Consider the following 20416-nt stretch of genomic DNA (forward strand, 5'->3'; position numbering starts at 1 on the left):
ACTGACCTTCTTTAGTTATTAATCCGACAATAGCCGAATCATCGGATTCCGAAAGTGCACACGGCTGTCAGAGCCTATGGACTCCAAGCCGATCGTGCCCATATCTAGGCGAGCCGGTCCATCGATGTCTGCAGGTTCGGTGAATTCGTTGACTGTCTTACCGTTCACTTTGACCGTTACTTTCTTGCCGTCAACTCTAATGTAGTAACTGAACCACTCGTTGTCAGCGTGCGCCGCAGTTGTCAGTTCGTTTGCGCCAACGAGACTGCCGGTCTTGCTTTCACCAACTCGGCTGGCGTTTATCTGAGCTTCATATCCAAAGGCAGGCGTTCCGTCCTCTTCGTAATGCGTATGAAAATAGATACCTGATGCAGACCCAGGATGTGTATAGACATCAACTTTGAATTCGAAGTTTTTGAAATAACCACCGGCGATTTCGCCGTCATAGAACAAAGTTCTTCGATCTCCCTCGACAACCAGCGTGTCGCCGTCAAGTCGGAAGGATTCTCCTGCCGTCGAATTATCCATAGTCGGCCAGATGAGCTTCGGTTTCCCCCGGGTACCCGACCAGGAAGCCGCCGACCAATCCGTAACGCCATCACTTTCAAGCCAACCATTCAGTGAATCACCCAAGAGTGAGATCCACCCAAGTCCACGTTCACCCTCATAACCCGCCGCTGGCGAACCATCGTCTTCAAGTTTTCCCGCCGCCCAGAGCAGGCCCGAAGCAACGAGATTCAAATTTACGTCCGAGCCCATCGAAACATTGTGGTGCCCGAGTGAACTGGTGAATACCCGAACGCCTTCGTATTCGTGCGTCCACGCAGTTTCGGTGTAGGCGCGTGTCTCGACCGAATAGGCGTGAGATAACGGCGTGGCATTATCGTGTAAATCAATGATCAGATATAACTCGCCTGCAGGCGTCCGCCAGGAACGAGGATAATTCTTCATGATCGGATGTTGCGGCCGCAGTACCTCGATCGTGTAGGGCGCGGTATTCGGGTGATTTTCTCTCTCGTGAACGACGGAAAACGCACCGGTAAAATCCCACCAGGCATCCGGGGCATCGCCTTCAGCATATTGATAGAGATGAATCGGGCAGTGAAGCATGACAGCAGGGACCTGATGCTTGACGTGCTCGGCGATTATTCCTTTTACATAGGCCGCATCTTTTACCCGCAGATTGCACTGGTTGTAGATTACTACGTCGAATTCTGCGGCCCAGTCATCTTTCAAATGACGGGAGAAAAAGAAATCTGTTGATTCAAAGGTACTCGTATCCGCACCTTCATAGTCAACTGTAATTTCAATGTTTGAAATACGCTCTAGCAGGCCGTCTTTAATCTGGTCCTTTTGCGTTGCGTAGTCGTGCCAAGGCCCTCCGCCTGTGATCATCAGGACCTTCAATGGGTCTGCACCTTGCGCTCCCACGTATAGCGGCAGGCTGCCAGAAAAAACAAGCACTAAAACGGAAATGGCTATTTTTCTGGAGATAATCATCAGTTGACCCTTCATTTTGATCTCTTAGATTGAGGCACGTTTGTGCTTCATTCAAAGGTTACAAATTACGCTGACCTGAACCGGAAATTTAGGAACAGGTCAACGTACATTTGATTCAGCGTGGCTCGAGACTCAGGATTCAAGCATCCCGCTGACTGCATTGAACGACCGCATTGGGCAGAGCAAGTACATCAAGCCGATTGCTACAGCCACAACAACGTATCGCAAGCTGTCAATCAGCCCGGGCATTCGGCAGCGTTCTACGAGCCCCCGTGTCGATGACTCAGGAATGCCCTCCGAGCGGAGCCGAGCACACACTGCTAATTCGGCAATAAACGAATCATTGGCTTGCGAAACTTGACAAGGCTGTCGGCGCCCGACGACTCAATACCGATCGTGCCGTGACGTAGCCTGGCTGGCCCTTCTACATTTGCCGGTTCGGTGTATTCATTGACCGTTTCACCATTCACTTTAACCGTGACTTTCTGGCCGTCGACTTTAATGTAGTAGGTGAACCACTCATTATCACCGTGTGCGGCGGTCTTCACCTCGTTTGCACCAACCAAGCTGCCGGTCTTGCTCTCTCCAGCCCGGCTGGCGTTAATCTGTGCTTCATAACCAAACGCGGGCGTTCCATCTTCTTCGTAGTGGGTATGAAAAAAGACGCCTGAAGCAGAGCCAGGAGTGGTATAGACATCAACCTTGAATTCGAAGTTCTTGAAGTAACCGCCGGCAATTGTGCCGTCATAGAACAGATTTCTTTGATCACCCTCGGCAATCAGAGTGTCGCCCTCAATTCGGAACGATTCTCTGGTCGTTGTATTATCGATGGTTGGAAAGGTCATCTTTCTTCCGTACCAGGAAGGAGCAGTCCAGTCCACGACACCGCCGCTTTCAATCCATCCGTTGAAGGTATCACCCAATAATGAGACCCACCCCAGTCCACGGTCGCCTTCAAAACCCGGAGCCGGCGAACCATCTTCCTGAAGCTTCCCTGCCGCCCAGAGCACGCCCGAGGCAACCAGATTCAAATTAACATCCGACCCCATAGAAACATTGTGATGACCTAATGAACTGGTAAAGACCCGAACACCTTCGTATTCGTGCGTCCAGGCTGTCTCTGTATAGGAGTTTGTCTCCACTGAATAGGCATGAGACAAAGGGGTGACGTTGTCGTGCAAATCCACAATCAGATACAACTCTCCCGCAGGCGTCCGCCAGGAGCGCGGATAGTTTTTCATGATCGGGTGTTGCGGCTCCAGAACCTCGATGGTGTACGGCGAGGTATTGGGATGATTCTCTTTCTCGTGAGCGTATGACACAGCGCCGGTAAAGTCCCACCATTCATCCGCCGCATCGCCTTCTGCATATTGATAGAGATGGATGGGGCAGTGAAGCATAACGGCAGGTACTTGATACTTGACGTGCTGAGCGATGATGCCTTTGACATAGGACTCATCTTTTACTTGCAGATTGCAGTGATTGTAGATTACGACATCGAAATCTTTCGCCCAGTCATCCTTCAAATGACGAGAGAAAAAGAAATCGGTCGACTCCATCGTATTCGTATCCCGACCTTCGAAATCAGTTGTAATCTCGATGTTCGAAAGTCGCTCAAGCAGTCCCTCACGAATCTGGTCTTTCTGCGTTGCATAGTCGTGCCAAGGGCCCCCACCGGTAGTTAACAAGATTTTCAATGGTTCTCCGTCTTGCGCTCCAGCGTATAGAGGCAGGCTGCCGGAGAGAATCAACACTAAAATGGAGAGGGAGATTTTTTTAAACGTATTCATCTATTGGACCCTTGAATTTAAGCTCGTAGATTGAGTCACATCTTCGTTTTGTTCAAAGTTTACAAAGTACGCTGAACTGGACCGGGAGACCCGGTGAACAGGTCAGCGTACTTTGTTTTGGCGCGGCCTAATATTTATTACTTAAGCATCGCGCTTACTTTCATTGAACCGTTGATTCTGGCAGAGCAAAGACATGAAGCCTCTTGCCAATAGGACCGGTTACAGGCGAACGATAACGACCGCCACCACCACCAGCTACGATCGCGACATACTGGCGTCCATCAATTTCATAGACCGTTGGACTCGAAAAGCCAGGTGCATCCATTTCGAACTCCCATAAGAGCTCGCCGTTGGTTTTGTTAAATGCTCTGAAGCGACTATCTTCTGTTGCACCTATGAAAATCAGTCCGCCTTTGGTCACTGCCATGCCACCGAAGTTCTCAGCGCCAGTATTTCGAATTCCCATTTTGACTAGTTCGGGATATTCACCGAGTGGGATTGACCACAAGATGTCACCTTTCGCTACGTCGACGGCAATGAGTTTGCCCCAGGGTGGTTGAATGGCGTGGTAGCCCATATGGTCTGTGAAATAATCCAATTGAGCAGCGTACTGCGGGGTAGAGGTGGACCAGGCAAGCTCGCCCTCTCCGCCGCTCCAAGTCAACGTCTCATCATTCAGATCAATGTCAGAGCTGGATCCGGTTTCGCCAGGCTTACTCTTAAGAAATGAGACCAAGTAATCCAACTCATCGTCTTCAAAGTACAGGAATGCAGGCATTGCATTTCTGCCTTTCGTGATGATTTCTTTCAGATCGGCATTGTTATACGCCAAGTTATCCAGCGGGAAGCCGATTCCACCTTGGCGTTCGGCACCGTGACAAACCGCACATTGCCCGTTATAGATTGTCTGGCCACGCTGCAGATCCGTCATAGCTGTAAATTGATCAGGTTGCATCGGGTCCAGCGTCAAAATAAACGGAAAGTCATTCACGTTTACGTAGGCGATGTTGGTGTCCGGATCAAAGGCCGGCCCGCCCCACTCGTTTCCGCCATGAATGCCCGGCTGTACGATGGTTCCTTCGATACTTGGAGGCGTGTACATCGGTCCAGCTTTGAGCTTTTTGAACTTCTCCAGGGCGGATGCACGTGACTCTGGTGTGATGTTCGTCAGATCTGACTCATAGAAAGACGTTCGTACAAGAGGATCCGGCTTTAACGGCCACGGCTGGGTTGGATATGGAACTTCACCCGGTGCTGCTTCAGTCGGAACAGGTTTCTCCACAATGGGGAACAGTGACTCGCCTGTATCCCTGTCAAATACGAAAAATGCTCCCTGCTTGCCTGTCTGAACAACCACATCTTGTTCTGTACCGTCTTCTAGCGTAATCGTCGCTAGCATCGGTGCTGGTGCGATGTCGTAGTCCCAAATATCGTGGTGAATGGTTTGAAAATGCCATTGCAACTCACCGGTCGTTGCATCAAGAGCAATTACAGAGTTTGAATAAAGATTCTTACCCGGTCTGGCTCCACCGTTGCCATGGATTCCGCCCGTAGCTGCGCCGGTCGCACCAAACACCCAGCCTCTCTTTTCATCTACAGTAAATCCGCCCCACGAGTTGGCGCCACCGTAGTTCATATTTTCTTCCCACTGCCATGTCTCGTAGCCGGGCTGGCCTCGCAGAGGAATGGTGTGAAATCTCCATCTAAATTCACCGGTTAAGGCGCTAAACGCGCGAACGTTACCCGGTGGCTCTTCTCGGTTCTCAAAGACATTGGAATCGACAATTAGGAAATCTTTGTAGGTTACTGGTGGCGAGTTGTTGGTCAGCTTGTTACGGACCAGTTCAGCAGGCCAAACATGGTTTTCCCATAAATCAAGACGCCCGTCTTTGCCAAACGATTTGATCAGCGTTCCGTCATCGGGGTTAACAGCCCATATCACGTCTTTTGCCAGATGAAAAATCCTGGCATTTTCGCCATTCTCATCTTCCCAATACACCTCTGCCCGTTGAATTCCTGCCGGCAGATCGTCGCCCCGGGCATCATGCTGAGACGGATCAAATATCCAAAGCTCTTTACCGGTTGCTGCATCCAGAGCCACCAGGTTTAACTCCGGGTCAGCAAAGTACATTACGCCTTTGATGACAATCGGATTCGATTCCATACCTGGACGGACAAGATTCTTTGCGTCATAGGTCCACACTTCTTCCAACGACTGAACATTTTCAACAGTAATTTGGTCTAAAGAAGAGTATGCAGAACCTTCCTGATCGCCACGGTAAGTAGCCCAATCGACAAAATTGTTCAGCCTGGTTTTCTTACCCGTTGCGTCTGGCTTGGCAGCGGTACTTTGCTGTGCGTTCGCACTTGCCTTAGCCTCGGTACTTGCTTGGCCCGATACGTCGTTGTTCCCGCCGCCACATGAAACCACGGCGACAAGGAATATCAGGGAAGAAAGCGTATTGAGTTGTTTTTTCATCGGTTCGTGGCCTCGATCCGTTTACATTTAAATAACAGATGATCTAATTTTTTTATGTTGTTGATAATGTGGTGTCCGGCAGGCATTTTAATAACTCCATTCATACTGAGTCTGGCCAGCACGAAGGAAGTAGGCGGCACCGCTCGTTAGCAATATTCGGCTCATGCTATTGTCCTCTGCCCTCGCCCACGAACTCATTCGGCTTGAATCCACCTTTCGATTGACAAAAAAGCGGAAGGCCGAGATAAGTCGAGAACATAGGAAATCCAATACCTTGTGCCGCAGCGCTACTTGCCGCAGCAGCAGCGACACACAGGCCCGAATCTCTATTTGCTTTTTTAGTAGCCGGTCGCACTGTCTTCTTTCCCAAGTTGAATGGCTTTGTAGCCTCCCTGCGCTCGGAAATAGAATATCAACAGCAAGAATCCGAACGACATGGCCAGCGGTACCAGAGCAGTCCACCTGAGAGCACTTTGGCCACCACGGACTGAGGCCTCCACAAGAATTGCGCGTTCTTCGGCTTCAGTAGCGGATAATTCGGCTGGGTTTCTTTCAAGAAGTGCGCCTACTTTGGCGCCGTCCAAGCCAGCGATTTCATTAAAGAAGAGAAACCCTTGCTTCCGCTCAGAAACATATTCTTGATGAAGAGCCGGATGTGTTTCATCTAAATATTCAGCCGCAAAATGGTCTTGTTTGTAGCCAATGCCAGGTCCGCCCAGAAGCCCGGCAGAGAGCATGCCAATGCCGCCAATAGCGCCGAGAGTCAGCGCGCCGCCGCTCGGGAAACGCTCAGATACCACAGCCAGCATTGTTGGCCAGAAGAACGTTTTTCCGATGCCGTATATTGTACCGGCTAGCATTATCGCCATACCCGTAGCAACGGAACCCAGCATGAACAGGCCAACTGTCGCCAATACGGCGCTGGTAAATAGCAGCCCGAGGGGATTGATACGGTGAACGATTGGACCGGCGAAGAATCTCAAGACAAACATGATTGACGAGGTATAAATAAACAGAAGGAATGCATCACCAGCGATGAGGTTTTGCATGATGTTGATGATCCAACTGTCAGTACCCAGTTCGACGTAGCCTATACAGGCATGTAGAAACAGGAGGAAGAGAAAAAGCGGTGCGGCAAATTCCTTCAACATACTCATATACGTGACGCCGGCTGCGCGTGCCTCAGAGAGAGGAAATTTCTGTCCGAATAGCATGTAGCCGTAAACGAATATTGGAATAAGGATCAAACCGACCAATATTTCCCAACTTACCTGAAATAGTTTCGCATCTGCACTGGCAAAAAAGTAAGCGATCAAGCCACCAAGGATAAGCCCCCCAGGCCAGCCGGCATGAAGAATATTCAAGTAGTGAGTTTTTTCGTCTGGATAAAGCGTCGCCGTCAAGGGATTGACAATGGCCTCGCACGTACCCCAGGCAAAGGCGAACATAAACATGCCAACGTACAACATCCAAAACACGGCTTCATTGCCAGCGGACCCATCACCGTATACAGCCGTTGCGGCGATCGTAATTAGTGCTGAAAGTATATGCAGTACAAAAGCTACCCATAGCAATATTGCATAGCCAACTTTCTCGGCTAAGGCACTCGCAATCAATACGACCACCCCAAAGCCAACAAAGCCACCACCTGTAATAGCTCCAAGCTCACTCTTGGTAAACCCAAATTGTGTGGCCCAGTCACCAAGAATACTGGCTCGCAAGCCGAAAAATAATCCGGCGACAAGTAAGGTTACAAAACTGGCGACGAATAACCGCTTTCTATTGTCGACCATCGTGATTTTTTCCTTGGGTAGGTGGTTGCTGTGAAAAGTAAATTTGTCGGCAGTGGTAACTCAAGATAAACAATCAGTATTTCTGAGCATCACTAGAACCCGTGACTGCGATTTGCGTACCGGTCATTTGTCACCACCAAGAGTGAATTCGGGCAACGCCATTTCTACGCCATTATTCATCGCCGACTCATGCGCCAGCACTCCGACACAAGTGATATTCGCTGACGCCCGTGGTCCGGGGTACGCTCGTGTGCCTGTTTCCAGCATGTTCACGAATTGGTGAGCCAGATGCGGGTGAGACCCGCCGTGCCCGCCGCCTTGCGTGAATGACAGATGCTCTTCTTCATCTTTGTTGTAAACACCGGCTTGAGTGAATGGTGCGATCGCATCAGGCAACAAGTGTGCGTAATCGGGACTGGCTACACGCTCAGGAATCTCTTCTTCTGACTTGCCCGCGGTATGCACCACAAGTTCTTCACCTTCAATTAACGGCCACTCAACCGACTTCTTGGAGCCGTAGACTTCAAATCCCTCACGATACTGCCGCGCAGTATCAAACAAAGATCGGTAAACATGGCCGACAACATTGGAATCGGCCCGCTTAATATGGCAAGACTCGATCGCAAATGGCGATCCGTAGTGCTCTTGCAATTCAGGTCTGATACGACCCGAACCCAAACAGGATACTGACAACGCATCTTTTTGATCGATCCCTAAGATCGGCCCGACGCAGTGCGTTGCATAGTGCATTGGCGGCAGACCCGGCCAGTAATCCGGCCAGCCTTCCATATCTTGCTGATGCGATGCTTTGAGAAATTGGATATCGCCAAGCTCACCTTTTTCGAAAAGCTCTTTCATGAAGAGAAATTCTCGGGAGTACACGACTGTCTCCATCATCATGTACTTGAGACCTGTCGACTCACAGAGACGCACAATCTCTTCGCACTCTTCAACTGTCGTTGCCATAGGCACGGTACAAGCAACGTGCTTCCCTGCCTTTAGGGCCTGAATCGACTGCTTACCGTGCATTGGAATAGGTGTGTTGATATGGACAGCATCAATGTCAGGGTCAGCCAACATTTGTTCATAACTGGTGTAGCGTTTTGGAATTGAGTATCGATTCGCACATTCATCAAGCGATGCCTGCGATCGTTGGCAAACAGCAACCAGCTCTGCAGACGGATGCGCTTGGTAAATAGGGATGAATTCCGCGCCGAAACCCAGGCCGACAATTCCGATTCTGATAGTCAATGTTTTTTTTCCTTCGGTCGGTGATTTTTTGCTCAGACCAATGTAGGCGCAACTCTCTCGGACGAGTAGTACCCACCGACATCGACATGTCGGTGGGTACTCAGATGCCCGCTTCTAGAATTGCCGATCTCGGCCTCTAGAATGTATACCGCGCACCCAACATCAGGCGTCGATCGCCTTCTATATAGGCCTGTACCATACCTTCTGTGCGGCCACGATAGATGATTGGCTCCTCCAGCATATTGATGCCTTCAAGAGTAACCGTCAGATTGTCGGTGGCCTGGAAGCCAACATTGAAGTCAAGCTGCTCGTACTCTTTAACATACCGAGGTATGCGGTCACCGACGTTAGTGTTCTCCAGGAACTCATCACGATGGTTGAACAGAATACGCGCACTCCACGTGTCGTTCTCGTAGAAGGCGATGAAATTCCACGAATCCGACAAACCCGTCAGCGCGAACTGATCCTCTGACTGAGGAAGCGAATTGTCGTATGAGACGTCGCCGTTGACAAAGGTCGCGTTAGCCTGGACACCGAAGCCGTTAAGACGACCGGTGAAGAAGTGCACCAAGGCGACTTCCCAGCCATCGATATTGGCATTTTCTGCGTTCGTGGGTTGTTGGACGAGAAAACTCATCAACGGATCGCCTGCCTGAGGGGGTATGTCATACGCCGTGGCTATATTCGATGACTGCGCGGCGCCTCCCGGCTGACTGGGGTCGATGAACTCAGCGGCACCACCTGGGAAATCCAGCGGATTAGCAAGGATAGCCGTCATCGTGAACAGGTTCGTCTCAGTCGCCTCCCAGCCTTGCGCCTGCAATGCCGCGAGAGCGTCACCCGAGACCGTGCCCGGCAGGCCGCTGGAGACGTCAGTCAGACCGAACAGGTTTGTAGTTACCTGCTCGTTGCCGATAAAGTTCGATATCGACTTGTCGAAGTAGGCGACAGTAACGGCACTACCTTCACCGAAGTAATACTCGAACGACAAATCGAGGTTATCGGACTCAAGCGGTACCAGCTGTGCGTTACCCCTGCTACCGCTGGCAACGCCACCCAGCGCCGTCGCCGTGGTCGGATTACCGGCACTGGTATCGACGAACATACTGGACAATTCCGGACGCGCTATGGTTTTGCTCATCGAGAAACGTAGTTTTATGTCGTCTGTGGGCTCCAACGAGATATCGAGACTCGGCAGAAGGTTGTCATAACTGAATTTCTGTGACACTGCCGATGCTTCAGAGCCAAATATCGTGACGAAGTCGTTGTCCGATGCCCAGGCCTTGGCAATCGGGATCGACTGAATCGATGTGGATTTGACGTTCGTGTCTTCATAGCGCAGCCCGGCCACAACCTGCAACGGCATGCCGCTGACTTCGCCATCGAGGACAATCTCGCCGTACAATGACGTAACATCTTCGTCGATCGTACGATTGTTTGAGCCTGTCACTTTGCGATTATTCATGTCGTAAACTGACCCGCCGCCGCTGGTGAAGCCGTCAAAGGCCTGGGCGAATGCTATCGGGTCGACATAGAACGCTTCCTGCCCCCCAACTCTGAGGCTGGCGCCCGGGGCTATTGTTCCGCCGGCGGCCGTGTAATCCGCGACCAGTTGCGCCTCCGACAGGATGAGATTGTCATTGTCGTTAAACTGGCAGGAGATGCAGATTGTTTCGATAGCATCCTCCCCCATTAACGCCACGACATCGCCAATGTAGCCCGTATTCCAGCCGCCAAGTTCCTCTGACGTATTACGAGTCTGCTGCTGAATCGAGTTATCGTAATAGCCCATACCGAAATTGGCTGTGACTGCGCCGCCATTGTCCCATGAGCCCTTTAATTGGAGCTGGTCGATGGTGCTTTTCTGGTCGCTGAAATTCTTAAAGATCCACTGAGAACCAAGATCTGACTTTTCCATGACGCCATTCGCATTGCCACCTGCAAAGTTAACCACCTGCCCATTGACCACCGTACTGGTCGGGCCGGAGCCGTCCGCGATGGCCTGGACGTATTGCGGGATGTCGGATCGGCCGTCAATAAATTGGAAGGCGACTGCCTGACCGCCAAGGGAATGCGAATCATAGATAGAGCCACCAGGGCCATTACCACCGGCCGTCGCTTCAGCATGTGACAAGTCAAGGTTCATCGACCACGAGTCATTGACCACAAAATCCATATTGGCGCCGATCGAAGACAACTCGTCTCTAATGTTGATGAGGCCGTTCCGGAACGGAAGCTCCTTACCCGCCTGGGTGAAGTCGCTGCCGCCACCCGCCACTAGCGGCTCGCCGAGCAAGTCAGGCATGCTGACAACAGGATCGTCGTCGAAACGGGCAAAATCAAACTGGCGAACAAAGAAAGCCATATCGCCAACCGTCTTTTCGCTCTTGTCGTTCCGCGCATACATCGCGTCCAGCGTGAAGGTCATGCGGTCATTGGGTGCGAATTGCGCGGTTATCGAAGTGTTTGTACGTTCGCGCTCACCTTCGGTGTACACCATAGCGGAATTTGGCCGAAAACCGGCCAGTTGATCGGGGTCCGGTGCATTGACGATGGTGGCGTTCGAAAAGGCGGGGGTAGTTGCATCGAAAGGCGTTTCCCAAACGAAGAAACCTTGCCCGATCGCCGTGCGATTCGAATATTCGCGCTCCTGGTAGGAAGCGAAGGCGCTCACTCCGAATGTACCTGCGTCATTCGTCCAGCTGCCCACACCACTAAGCTCTGGCGTAACGCTGTCGCCACCACCGTCGTCAACGGCTTTGGCGCCAAATGAAAGCTGATCACCCACTTCCAGCGGGCGGATGGTTTGAACATTGATTGTGCCGCCGATGCCACCGGACGGGACCCCGGCCCTGCCGGTTTTGTACACCTGCAAGCCCGATACGCCCTCGGACGCAATATTTGAAAAGTCAAATGAGCGCGAATCGCCGGAATTTGTGTTGACATTGGCGCCGAAGAACAGCGCCCGGGAATCGGCTGCGGGCATCTGCCGGCCGTTCAGGGTCACCAGGTTAAACTGGCCACCGAAACCGCGAATCGTGACCTCGGAACCCTCGCCCTCGACGCGGTTGACGGACACGCCGGTAATTCGTTGTAGCGATTCCGCCAAGTTGGTATCGGGAAACTTACCGATATCTTCCGCAGAAATGGCGTCCACCACGCCTGTAGATTCACGCTTGATATCCATGGCCGCCTGCAAACTGCCGCGGATACCGGTAACCACTACCTCTTCAATAGCATCGTCACTGCCCTGCTGAGCGCCCGCCGGGCTGGCGACAATAGACAGAGCAGCGGATATGGCCATAGCCAATTTCGTTCTTTTCATAGTTGTGTTGATCTCACCCATCTTCAGTACCTCATTCCGGTCATCCCGGCATTGCACTTTGGTGCCATCTCGCATGGACACCCCCCCGGGTCTGCCTATGGTAGCGCTACCATCCTGACCTGATGGAAAACGCGACGCATGAGTATGGAGCCCCTTTATTCGTTCTACCACTATTGGCCAAACGACGCCACTTTTTTTGGCCACCGATCAGTGGCGTTTAAGTCGCACCTTTCGTTACGACCTTCTCATAAAGGGGTTGGGCCTAGAAAACCCAAAAAGACTTTTTGATTCTGGTTCGATCACAGTGAGGATTCCTTCCTCATTTTTACGCAACGCTTTGGCTGCCTTCTCGAAGGGTCGAGAGCCAGCGAGACCCGGTTGGAACAGCGGCTCACGGCCCACTCGCCCCCCCCTCAAACTTCCGATCGTCGTCTGAGCCATTGCGCAGGCATCGTGCCTTACTTAAGTAACCTGCCTCTTGACGCTAGTTATTCCTAATTTCTCAGGAGGAATTAGTATGCCGCCATTGCTGACCATAATTCGCCATTCACAGCTCGTTGCCGCATCAACATATACCTCCCAATGTACAACGCCTACTTGTTAGTCCTACCAGTGGACGTACTTAAGACCGAAGATTCTCAGCTGAAAGCTGCACTTCATCCAGCAAGGCAAACGACGGAGAACGTCTTTTTCGAAAACTTCGGCAGAAAGCTCAGAGGGAACTGGCTCAAATTCAACTGGTTCGCCGTCATCAAGGGAGCCAGAGCCACTAACGAGGAATGGCGAACGTAATCCAACCAAGTTGGGCCGCGTCGATCACCGGGCAGACTTCCGCCCGCGGTTTTCGCCAAGGACGCCGACTGATATGTTCAAGCCCCGTATCGTGTGCGGTTAACTCTTTCAGGCAAAGTAAGGTCGACTATCAAATTTCGGTTTCGCCAAAAACGTAACAACGGATTGGCCTGAAGAATGTCTCGGATTTGCACGAATATAGGTAAATTGACGCCGCGCAAGCGGCGCGCAGTTGCAATATAACTTGAGTCGTTGACTCTCTGGAGAACCATTAATGCAGGAGAAAACTCGCGTAGTCGTCGCCGGTGGCGGAACAGCTGGTTGGTTGACAGCTTACAGTCTGGTCAAGCGGCTGGGTAACTTGCTCGACATCACCCTGATTGAATCCGATCAAATCGGAACCGTGGGTGTGGGCGAGACGACTATTCCCACCATGCGGAGATTTCACCAGTTTTTCGACATCGACGAACGTGAGTATATGCGCGCGACCCAGGCAATCTTCAAGCTTGGCATTGTCTTTGACAATTAGGGCGCGATTGGCGAGCGATACGTACACTCGTTCGGTGAGATCGGGCAAAGCAACTGGATGGTGGAATTCCACCAGTACTGGTTGGAGGCGCAAACCAATGGCTTTGGCGGCAACCTGGAGGACCATTGCCTCGAAGTGAAGGCGTTGCAGGCCGGTAAATTCGCTTTGAAAGTGGGTGAGACGCCGCTGACCTACGCCTTTCACCTGGACGCAACAGCTTATGCCGGATTTCTTCGGATAATAGGCGAATCTCTGGGTGTTCGGCGCATCGAAGGCATGATTAGCGAAGCAACCGTTGACCCGGTGACGGGTAAAATCCAAACGCTGGAGCTAGAGCGAGACAGACAGGTCACCGGTGATTTCATTATTGACTGCACCGGCTTCAGAGGCTTGCTGCTCGGCGACGCGTTGAATGTTGAATACGAGGACTGGAGCCATTGGCTAGCCGCCGACCGCGCTCTGGCAGTACAGTCGAAGAATATCAAACCGCCTTCCCCCTTTACACACGTCATTGCACATCCCTGCGGGTGGCAGTGGCGTGTCCCCCTGCAAACCCGTACCGGCAACGGCATTGTTTACAGCAGTCGGTTTTGTTCCGACGAAGAAGCCCGTACAACGTTGCTCGGCAATATCGATGAAGAGACCATCACTGAACCCCGCCTGCTCAGGTTTAAGACCGGTCGCCGAGTAAATCCATGGCACAAGAACTGTGTGGCCATCGGCTTGTCGAGCGGCTTTCTCGAGCCACTTGAATCAACCAGCATTCACTTGATTACCACTGCGCTGGTACGCCTGATGAAGCTCTTCCCGTTTGCGGGCGCCATGGCGCCGCTGGCCGAGCAGTTTAATCGTGAAAGCCAATTTGAATGGGAGGCGGTACGCGATTTCGTCATCCTTCACTACAAACAAACGCAACGGGATGACAGTGAACTCTGGAATTATTATCGCACCATGGATATTCCGGACAGCCTCGCTCACCGCATCGAAATATTTAAGGAAAACGGCTTTGTATCGCCTGACCTGGTGAACCTATTCCGCGGGCACTCCTGGGTTCAGGTGATGATTGGGCAAGGTTTTTTTCCAAAACATCGTCACGGTGCCGGTCGTATATTGCCACCGGAAGCATTGAAGCAGGAGCTTGAAAAGCTGAGTGCTTCTGTAAGGGCTAATCTTGCCAAGTTGCCAGATCACAATGACTTTGTAAGGCAGTATTGCCCGGCGCCGAACTGAGTAACGTTGAACGAAGATTACGAACTAAGGCAGATCGTACACAAGAAGCACAAGGTTAAGCGCGGGGCTGGCCTGGCACCTTCCCCCCGCGATTCCGGACACCCGGTCACGAATCGAATATAGATACTGATTCAAGACGAGGTGTCAGCTGACAAACGGAATTTGGAATCCACCGACGGGAGTTCAATTAACATGCGCCGGCTCAGGACCCGCCGGTGCAGGAGTTTCCACCGCCGAACCGAATGAGAAGCGGATAAGCGCAATCAGTTATATCTGCGCTGACGGGAGCTGACTGAATTTAGCTGTGGTGATGGACCTGTGCTTGGGCCCCATCGTCAGATTATGAATGGAACGCCGCACCTGATCCTGATTGGCCGACGAATCAAAAAATCTGTCGAAGAAAAAAGGGTTAACCGAGAAGATCGGTTAACCCTTTTCTTGTATGGCGCGCCCGGAGAGATTCGAACTCCCGACCGCCTGGTTCGTAGCCAGGTACTCTATCCAGCTGAGCTACGGGCGCGTTGTTTGCTTTTTGCAGTCCCGAGGACTGCTGCGGGACGGCGATTATAGGGACATGGGACCCCAATTACTACGTTTTGCCACCGCAAAATATGGCGGAGAGAGAGGGATTCGAACCCTCGAAGGGCTTTTAACCCTTACTCCCTTAGCAGGGGAGCGCTTTCGACCACTCAGCCATCTCTCCGAATTGGGTTTTTCTTGCAAGGCTTCTGACCCGAACTGACTTGACGCCAGAGCAGCGGGCCTGCCTGCCGGCAGCGGACCCGCATCTTACTGATCCGGGTACAGGAGGTAAAGGTACTCAGGGCCTAAATATCCGCCGATGGCGTGGTATCGCCGGTATCAGTATCCCCACTCTCTTTGTTGCTCTGCTCGTTTTTGATTCGCTCGAATATCTCTTCCCGGTGTACAGCGACGTCCCGTGGGGCATTAATGCCGATGCGGACCTGATTCCCTTTGACGCCCAAGACGGTAATCGTGACATCGCTCCCGATCATGACCGTCTCGCCGGCGCGCCGCGTTAGTATCAGCATGACTTCCTACTCCTGCCCGATGGGCTCCTGCCCTTTATTATTATCTGCGCTTAAACGCTTGAATTACCGAATAATAGACGAATTCCCCCCGTCGTGCGCAAGCATCGTGCCAGAGTAGCCCGCCGACGCAGCCCGGAACTACCCAAGCTCTGCTGCTACCCAGTCCGCGACCGATGCCAGAGCGGCGTCCAGTTCGTCGGGGTTGCTCCCCCCTGCCTGAGCGAAATCCGGGCGACCGCCACCGCGTCCACCAATCATCTCGGCGACTGGTTTAATCACGTCTCCGGCCTTGATTCGGTCAAGGTTGTTCTTTGTTACGCCTGCTGCCAGCCGGACTTTGCCATCGTCAACAGAGCCCAGCACGACCACCGCGCTTTGCAGCTTGTCTTTAAAGCGATCGACGGCATCACGCAGTGTTTTCGCGTCGGCACCGTCCATACGTTTGGACAGCACCTTAATACCGGAAACTTCAGTGATGCTGTCATCCATGCTGGCTGCGCCACCGGACAATAACTGCTGCTTCGCCTCCGCAAGTTGCTTCTCAAGCTCCCGACTACGGCGCACTAGCTGCTCAACCTTGACTGCTGCCTGATCGCGCGTGCTCTTCACCAGGCCCGCCACGTCGTCGAGTGCATGCTGATTGCGATCAATCCATTCCAGCGCACCCTTGCCGGTTACAGCCTCAATACGTCGCACACCGGACGCCACGCCACCCTCGGAGGTGATTTTGAACACGCCGATGTCACCGGAACGCGCGACGTGCGTACCGCCACAAAGCTCGACAGAAAAATCACCGAGCCGGAGAACGCGTACTACGTCATCGTACTTTTCGCCGAACAATGCCATGGCACCCGAGGCTACCGCTTCGTCGTAGCCCATCAGATTCACTTCCGCTGCTGTGTTGCGTCGAATCTCTTCATTGACCATGGCTTCGATACGCTCGAGCTGTTCTCGGGTCATCGGCTCGTAGTGCGAGAAATCGAACCGCAAACGATCCGGGGCAACCAGTGAACCTTTCTGCGTGACGTGTTCACCAAGCACTTTGCGTAACGCCGCATGCATCAAGTGCGTTGCCGAATGATTCAACACAATTGCGCGACGGCGCTCTTCGTCGACGTCTGCGTGCAACTCGTCGCCTACACTAAGCACACCGTTGGTCACGACGCCAACGTGCAGGTTGGCTTTACCACTCTTCTGAGTCCCACTTACAGCAAAACCGGCAGCATCGTTCTTCAATGTGCCTGTATCACCCACCTGACCACCGGACTCTGCGTAGAACGGCGTATTGTCCAGCACGACGATACCGGACTGCCCTTCGGTCAGCGTCTCAACCGGTTGTGAATCCAGAAACAGCGCACTGACTCTACCCTTGTCAGTTAAACCGTCGTAACCACTGAACGCACTTTCGACATCCGTGCGCACGTTGCCACCGTCACCTGCCGCAAACTTGCTCGCTGCACGAGCGCGGTCTCGCTGCTCACCCATTTCCGTTTCGAAACCCTCGGTATCAACGGTCAGGTCGCGCTCGCGCGCGATGTCTGCAGTGAGATCAACGGGAAAGCCGTAGGTATCGTAGAGCTTGAAAACCACATCGCCTGGGATTTCCTTGCCCTGCAGGTCAGCAATGGCAGTCTCAAGTATCTCCATGCCCTGATCGAGGGTTTCAGCGAAACGTTCTTCCTCTTTACGCAGCACTTTCTCAACGTGCGCCTGTGCCTTCGCCAATTCCGGGTAAGCTTCGCCCATTTCATCAATCAGCGGCTTTGCCAGCTTCCAGAAGAACGCACCGTCGGCACCCAGTTTTTTGCCATGACGAACCGCGCGGCGAATGATGCGCCGCAAGACGTAACCGCGCCCTTCATTGCCCGGTAACACTCCATCGACAATCAGGAACGAACAGGCACGAATGTGATCGGCGATGACATTCAGCGAGCTGGAGCCATCGTTCTTCACACCAACAATTTTCGCCGCAGCATTGATTAGATTGGCAAACAAATCGATCTGGTAGTTGCTGTGCACGCCTTGCATCACAGCTGCTATTCGTTCGAGCCCCATGCCGGTATCGACGGATGGCTTCGGCAACGGGGTCAGCGTGCCATCGGCGGCACGCTCGAACTGCATGAAAACGAGGTTCCAAATTTCAACGTAACGATCGCCGTCTTCATCGGGCGAACCTGGCGGACCGCCTGGCACATCGGCACCGTGATCGTAAAAAATTTCGCTGCACGGGCCACACGGCCCGGTGTCGCCCATCGCCCAGAAATTATCTTTAGCGCCCAGGCGAGAGAAGCGGTGCTTGTCGACACCCATTTTCGTCAACCAGATATCGGCCGCGTCATCATCGTCTTCGTAGACGGTTACCCACAGCTTTTCTGGCGGCAGGCCCATGGTCTCGGTAAGAAACTCCCAGGCGTACTGAATAGCCTGTTCTTTGAAGTAATCGCCGAAGCTGAAGTTGCCAAGCATTTCGAAGAACGTGTGGTGGCGCGCAGTGTAGCCAACGTTCTCGAGGTCGTTGTGCTTACCACCGGCGCGCACGCAACGCTGCGAAGTAACGGCTCGCTGGTAGCTGCGCTGGTCGTCGCCCAGGAACACATCCTTGAACTGCACCATGCCCGCATTGGTAAACAGCAGCGTCGGGTCGTTGCCAGGCACGAGCGGCGAGCTCGCTACCACCTCGTGATCGCGGGCACGGAAAAATTCCAGGAATGCCTGGCGCAGTTCTTTACTGGTCATCTTGGTCATCGGTTGAGTATGAGGCTGAAGGCCCGCATTGCAAGAAGGCATCAGGTCGAGCAAGGGCGCGATTATTCCATAGAAACAGGGCTTTGATACAGCTTGGGGCGGTGCGGGTCAGACCTGTGGAGTCCGGTACTCCACATACCGGACGTCGCCGGCAGGATCGATCCGGCATGCTGGGGCGCAGCATCGCCAAGCTTCATTGGGGGCGTTACTGGCAGCAGAGCATTAGTCGTCGCCGCGACCAACCGCTGCCTGTACCTGCTCGGGTTCGAACCCCCGGTATTGCAGAAAACGCATCTGCCGCGCCTTTTCGGCGAAGTCAGCAGGCAGGCCGGCGCCGAACCGCTTGTGCCGCACTGATTTTGCCAGAGCCCGCCAATCTTCATCAGCTTCGTCAAGTACCTTATTGATGATGCCGCTGTCGATTCCGCGCTGGCTCAATTCCAGTTGAATCCGCAGTGGACCCTTGCCTTTACTGATACGCGATTGCATGAAGCTCTCAGCAAAGCGGAGGTCATCCTGCAGATTATCGGCCGTGAGCTGGTCCACCGCGCGCTCGGTCGCATCGCGGCTAAAGCCCGCACCCGCCAGCTTCTTCTTGAGTTCTGCCTGACCGTATTCACGCCGCGCGAGGTAGTCCATCGCCTTCTTGCGGGCTTCCTGCGGGCTCGCAAAACGCTCCTGATCCGCAGCGGCCTGCAGTTCACGAATCTCGTCGTTAAGTGGGGAGTTTTCTGGCATCACATTAAAAAAGGGGCAGCTACCTCCGGCAACTGCCCCTCGCGATAGTACTCGCGGCCTTAGGCTTCTTTAGCGACCGGCTTGTCGTCGTCCGCCTCTTTTGCCGCATCTTTCGGATCTACCTTCGGCGGCATCATCGCTGCGCGAATTTTCTTTTCGATTTCCGCAGCAATCTCCGGGTTGGTCTTGAGGTACTCACGGACGTTTTCCTTGCCCTGGCCAATACGGTCGGAACCATAGCTGTACCAGGAGCCGGCTTTGTCGATGATGTTCTGCGCAACACCGTGATCGATGATCTCGCCCTCTCGCGAGATACCTTCGCCGTAAAGAATTTCAAATTCGGCCTGCTTGAACGGCGGCGAAACTTTGTTTTTCACCACCTTCACGCGCGTCTGGTTGCCGATGACCTCATCGCCTTTCTTGATCGCGCCAATCCGGCGAATGTCGAGGCGTACCGACGCGTAGAACTTCAGTGCGTTACCGCCGGTCGTCGTCTCCGGACTTCCGAACATCACGCCGATCTTCATACGAATCTGGTTAATAAAGATGACCATCGCGTTAGAACGCTTGATGTTGCCGGTCAGCTTCCTGAGCGCCTGCGACATCAGCCGGGCCTGCAAGCCCATGTGCGAATCACCCATCTCGCCTTCGATTTCCGCTTTTGGCGTCAATGCGGCCACGGAGTCGACAACAATCACGTCAATGGCGCCGGAACGCACCAACATGTCCGTGATTTCGAGCGCTTGCTCGCCGGTGTCCGGCTGCGAGACCAGCAGGTCGTCAACGTTGACGCCCAGCTTTTCCGCGTAGCTCGGGTCGAGCGCGTGCTCCGCGTCGACAAAAGCTGCGGTTCCACCCAGTTTCTGGGCCTCGGCGATCACCTGCAGTGTCAGCGTGGTTTTACCCGATGATTCCGGGCCGTAGATTTCAACAACCCGGCCTTTGGGCAGGCCGCCTATGCCGAGTGCGGTATCGAGCCCTATAGAGCCGCTGGAAATGGCCTCAATGTCACGTGACGGTCCGCCGTCGCCGAGACGCATAACCGAGCCTTTACCAAACTGCTTTTCAATCTGGCCGAGGGCCGCTGCGAGTGCCTTTTTGCGATTGTCATCCATAGTATCGATTGCCATGCCGCTGTGAGTGAGGCTGGCAATTATTTCATAGATTGAGGTCGCTCACAGCCGCCCGACGG

At 53.1% G+C, this 20416-nt stretch carries 10 protein-coding genes, 2 tRNA genes and 1 pseudogene; 1 reads left to right on the forward strand and 12 read right to left on the reverse strand.

The annotated features are described in order from the left end of the window. Positions 1-18 precede the first annotated feature (18 nt). The 6 genes from AC0L8N_RS04740 to AC0L8N_RS04765 form a co-directional block, all read right to left on the reverse strand. Positions 19-1515 (reverse strand): 3-keto-alpha-glucoside-1,2-lyase-like domain-containing protein, encoded by a 1497-nt coding sequence (locus AC0L8N_RS04740; protein WP_473666425.1) that lies wholly within the window; start codon positions 1513-1515, stop codon positions 19-21. Positions 1516-1820: 305 nt separating this feature from the next. Continuing rightward, positions 1821-3290 carry a 3-keto-alpha-glucoside-1,2-lyase-like domain-containing protein gene (locus AC0L8N_RS04745; protein ID WP_473666426.1) on the reverse strand — a complete coding sequence of 490 codons (1470 nt, stop codon included), beginning with the start codon at positions 3288-3290 and terminating at the stop codon, positions 1821-1823. Between the two features lie 160 nt (positions 3291-3450). Further along, positions 3451-5769 carry an outer membrane protein assembly factor BamB family protein gene (locus AC0L8N_RS04750; RefSeq protein WP_473666427.1) on the reverse strand — a complete coding sequence of 773 codons (2319 nt, stop codon included), beginning with the start codon at positions 5767-5769 and terminating at the stop codon, positions 3451-3453. A gap of 338 nt (positions 5770-6107) precedes the next feature. Continuing rightward, on the reverse strand, positions 6108-7562 hold the full coding sequence (locus tag AC0L8N_RS04755; RefSeq protein ID WP_473666428.1) for an MFS transporter: 1455 nt from the start codon (positions 7560-7562) through the stop codon (positions 6108-6110). 123 nt (positions 7563-7685) lie between these two features. Continuing rightward, the gene (locus tag AC0L8N_RS04760; RefSeq protein WP_473666429.1) at positions 7686-8813 is read right to left on the reverse strand and encodes a Gfo/Idh/MocA family protein; all 1128 of its coding nucleotides are present in this window, start codon (positions 8811-8813) and stop codon (positions 7686-7688) included. Positions 8814-8949: 136 nt separating this feature from the next. After that, entirely contained in the window at positions 8950-12138 is a 3189-nt protein-coding gene (locus AC0L8N_RS04765) for a TonB-dependent receptor (RefSeq protein ID WP_473666430.1), read from the reverse strand. Positions 12139-13204: 1066 nt separating this feature from the next. Here AC0L8N_RS04765 and AC0L8N_RS04770 point away from each other — a divergent pair. After that, positions 13205-14689, forward strand: a pseudogene (locus tag AC0L8N_RS04770) (tryptophan halogenase family protein). Between the two features lie 443 nt (positions 14690-15132). On the opposite strand, the gene AC0L8N_RS04775 reads toward AC0L8N_RS04770, so the two are convergent. The 6 genes from AC0L8N_RS04775 to recA form a co-directional block, all read right to left on the reverse strand. Continuing rightward, positions 15133-15209: transfer RNA gene (locus AC0L8N_RS04775), tRNA-Arg, on the reverse strand. A gap of 92 nt (positions 15210-15301) precedes the next feature. Then, positions 15302-15392, reverse strand: a tRNA-Ser gene (locus tag AC0L8N_RS04780). Between the two features lie 124 nt (positions 15393-15516). Continuing rightward, entirely contained in the window at positions 15517-15741 is a 225-nt protein-coding gene (gene csrA / locus AC0L8N_RS04785) for a carbon storage regulator CsrA (RefSeq protein WP_473666431.1), read from the reverse strand. A gap of 138 nt (positions 15742-15879) precedes the next feature. Next, positions 15880-18477: an alanine--tRNA ligase gene (gene alaS / locus AC0L8N_RS04790; RefSeq protein ID WP_473670039.1), complete on the reverse strand. Its 2598-nt coding sequence runs from the start codon at positions 18475-18477 to the stop codon at positions 15880-15882. A 231-nt stretch (positions 18478-18708) separates the two neighbouring features. Beyond that, on the reverse strand, positions 18709-19224 hold the full coding sequence (locus AC0L8N_RS04795) for a regulatory protein RecX (RefSeq protein WP_473666432.1): 516 nt from the start codon (positions 19222-19224) through the stop codon (positions 18709-18711). A gap of 59 nt (positions 19225-19283) precedes the next feature. Further along, entirely contained in the window at positions 19284-20339 is a 1056-nt protein-coding gene (gene recA, locus AC0L8N_RS04800) for a recombinase RecA (protein WP_473666433.1), read from the reverse strand. Positions 20340-20416 lie beyond the last annotated feature (77 nt).

Source organism: Woeseia sp. D3-10, from assembly GCF_055809415.1.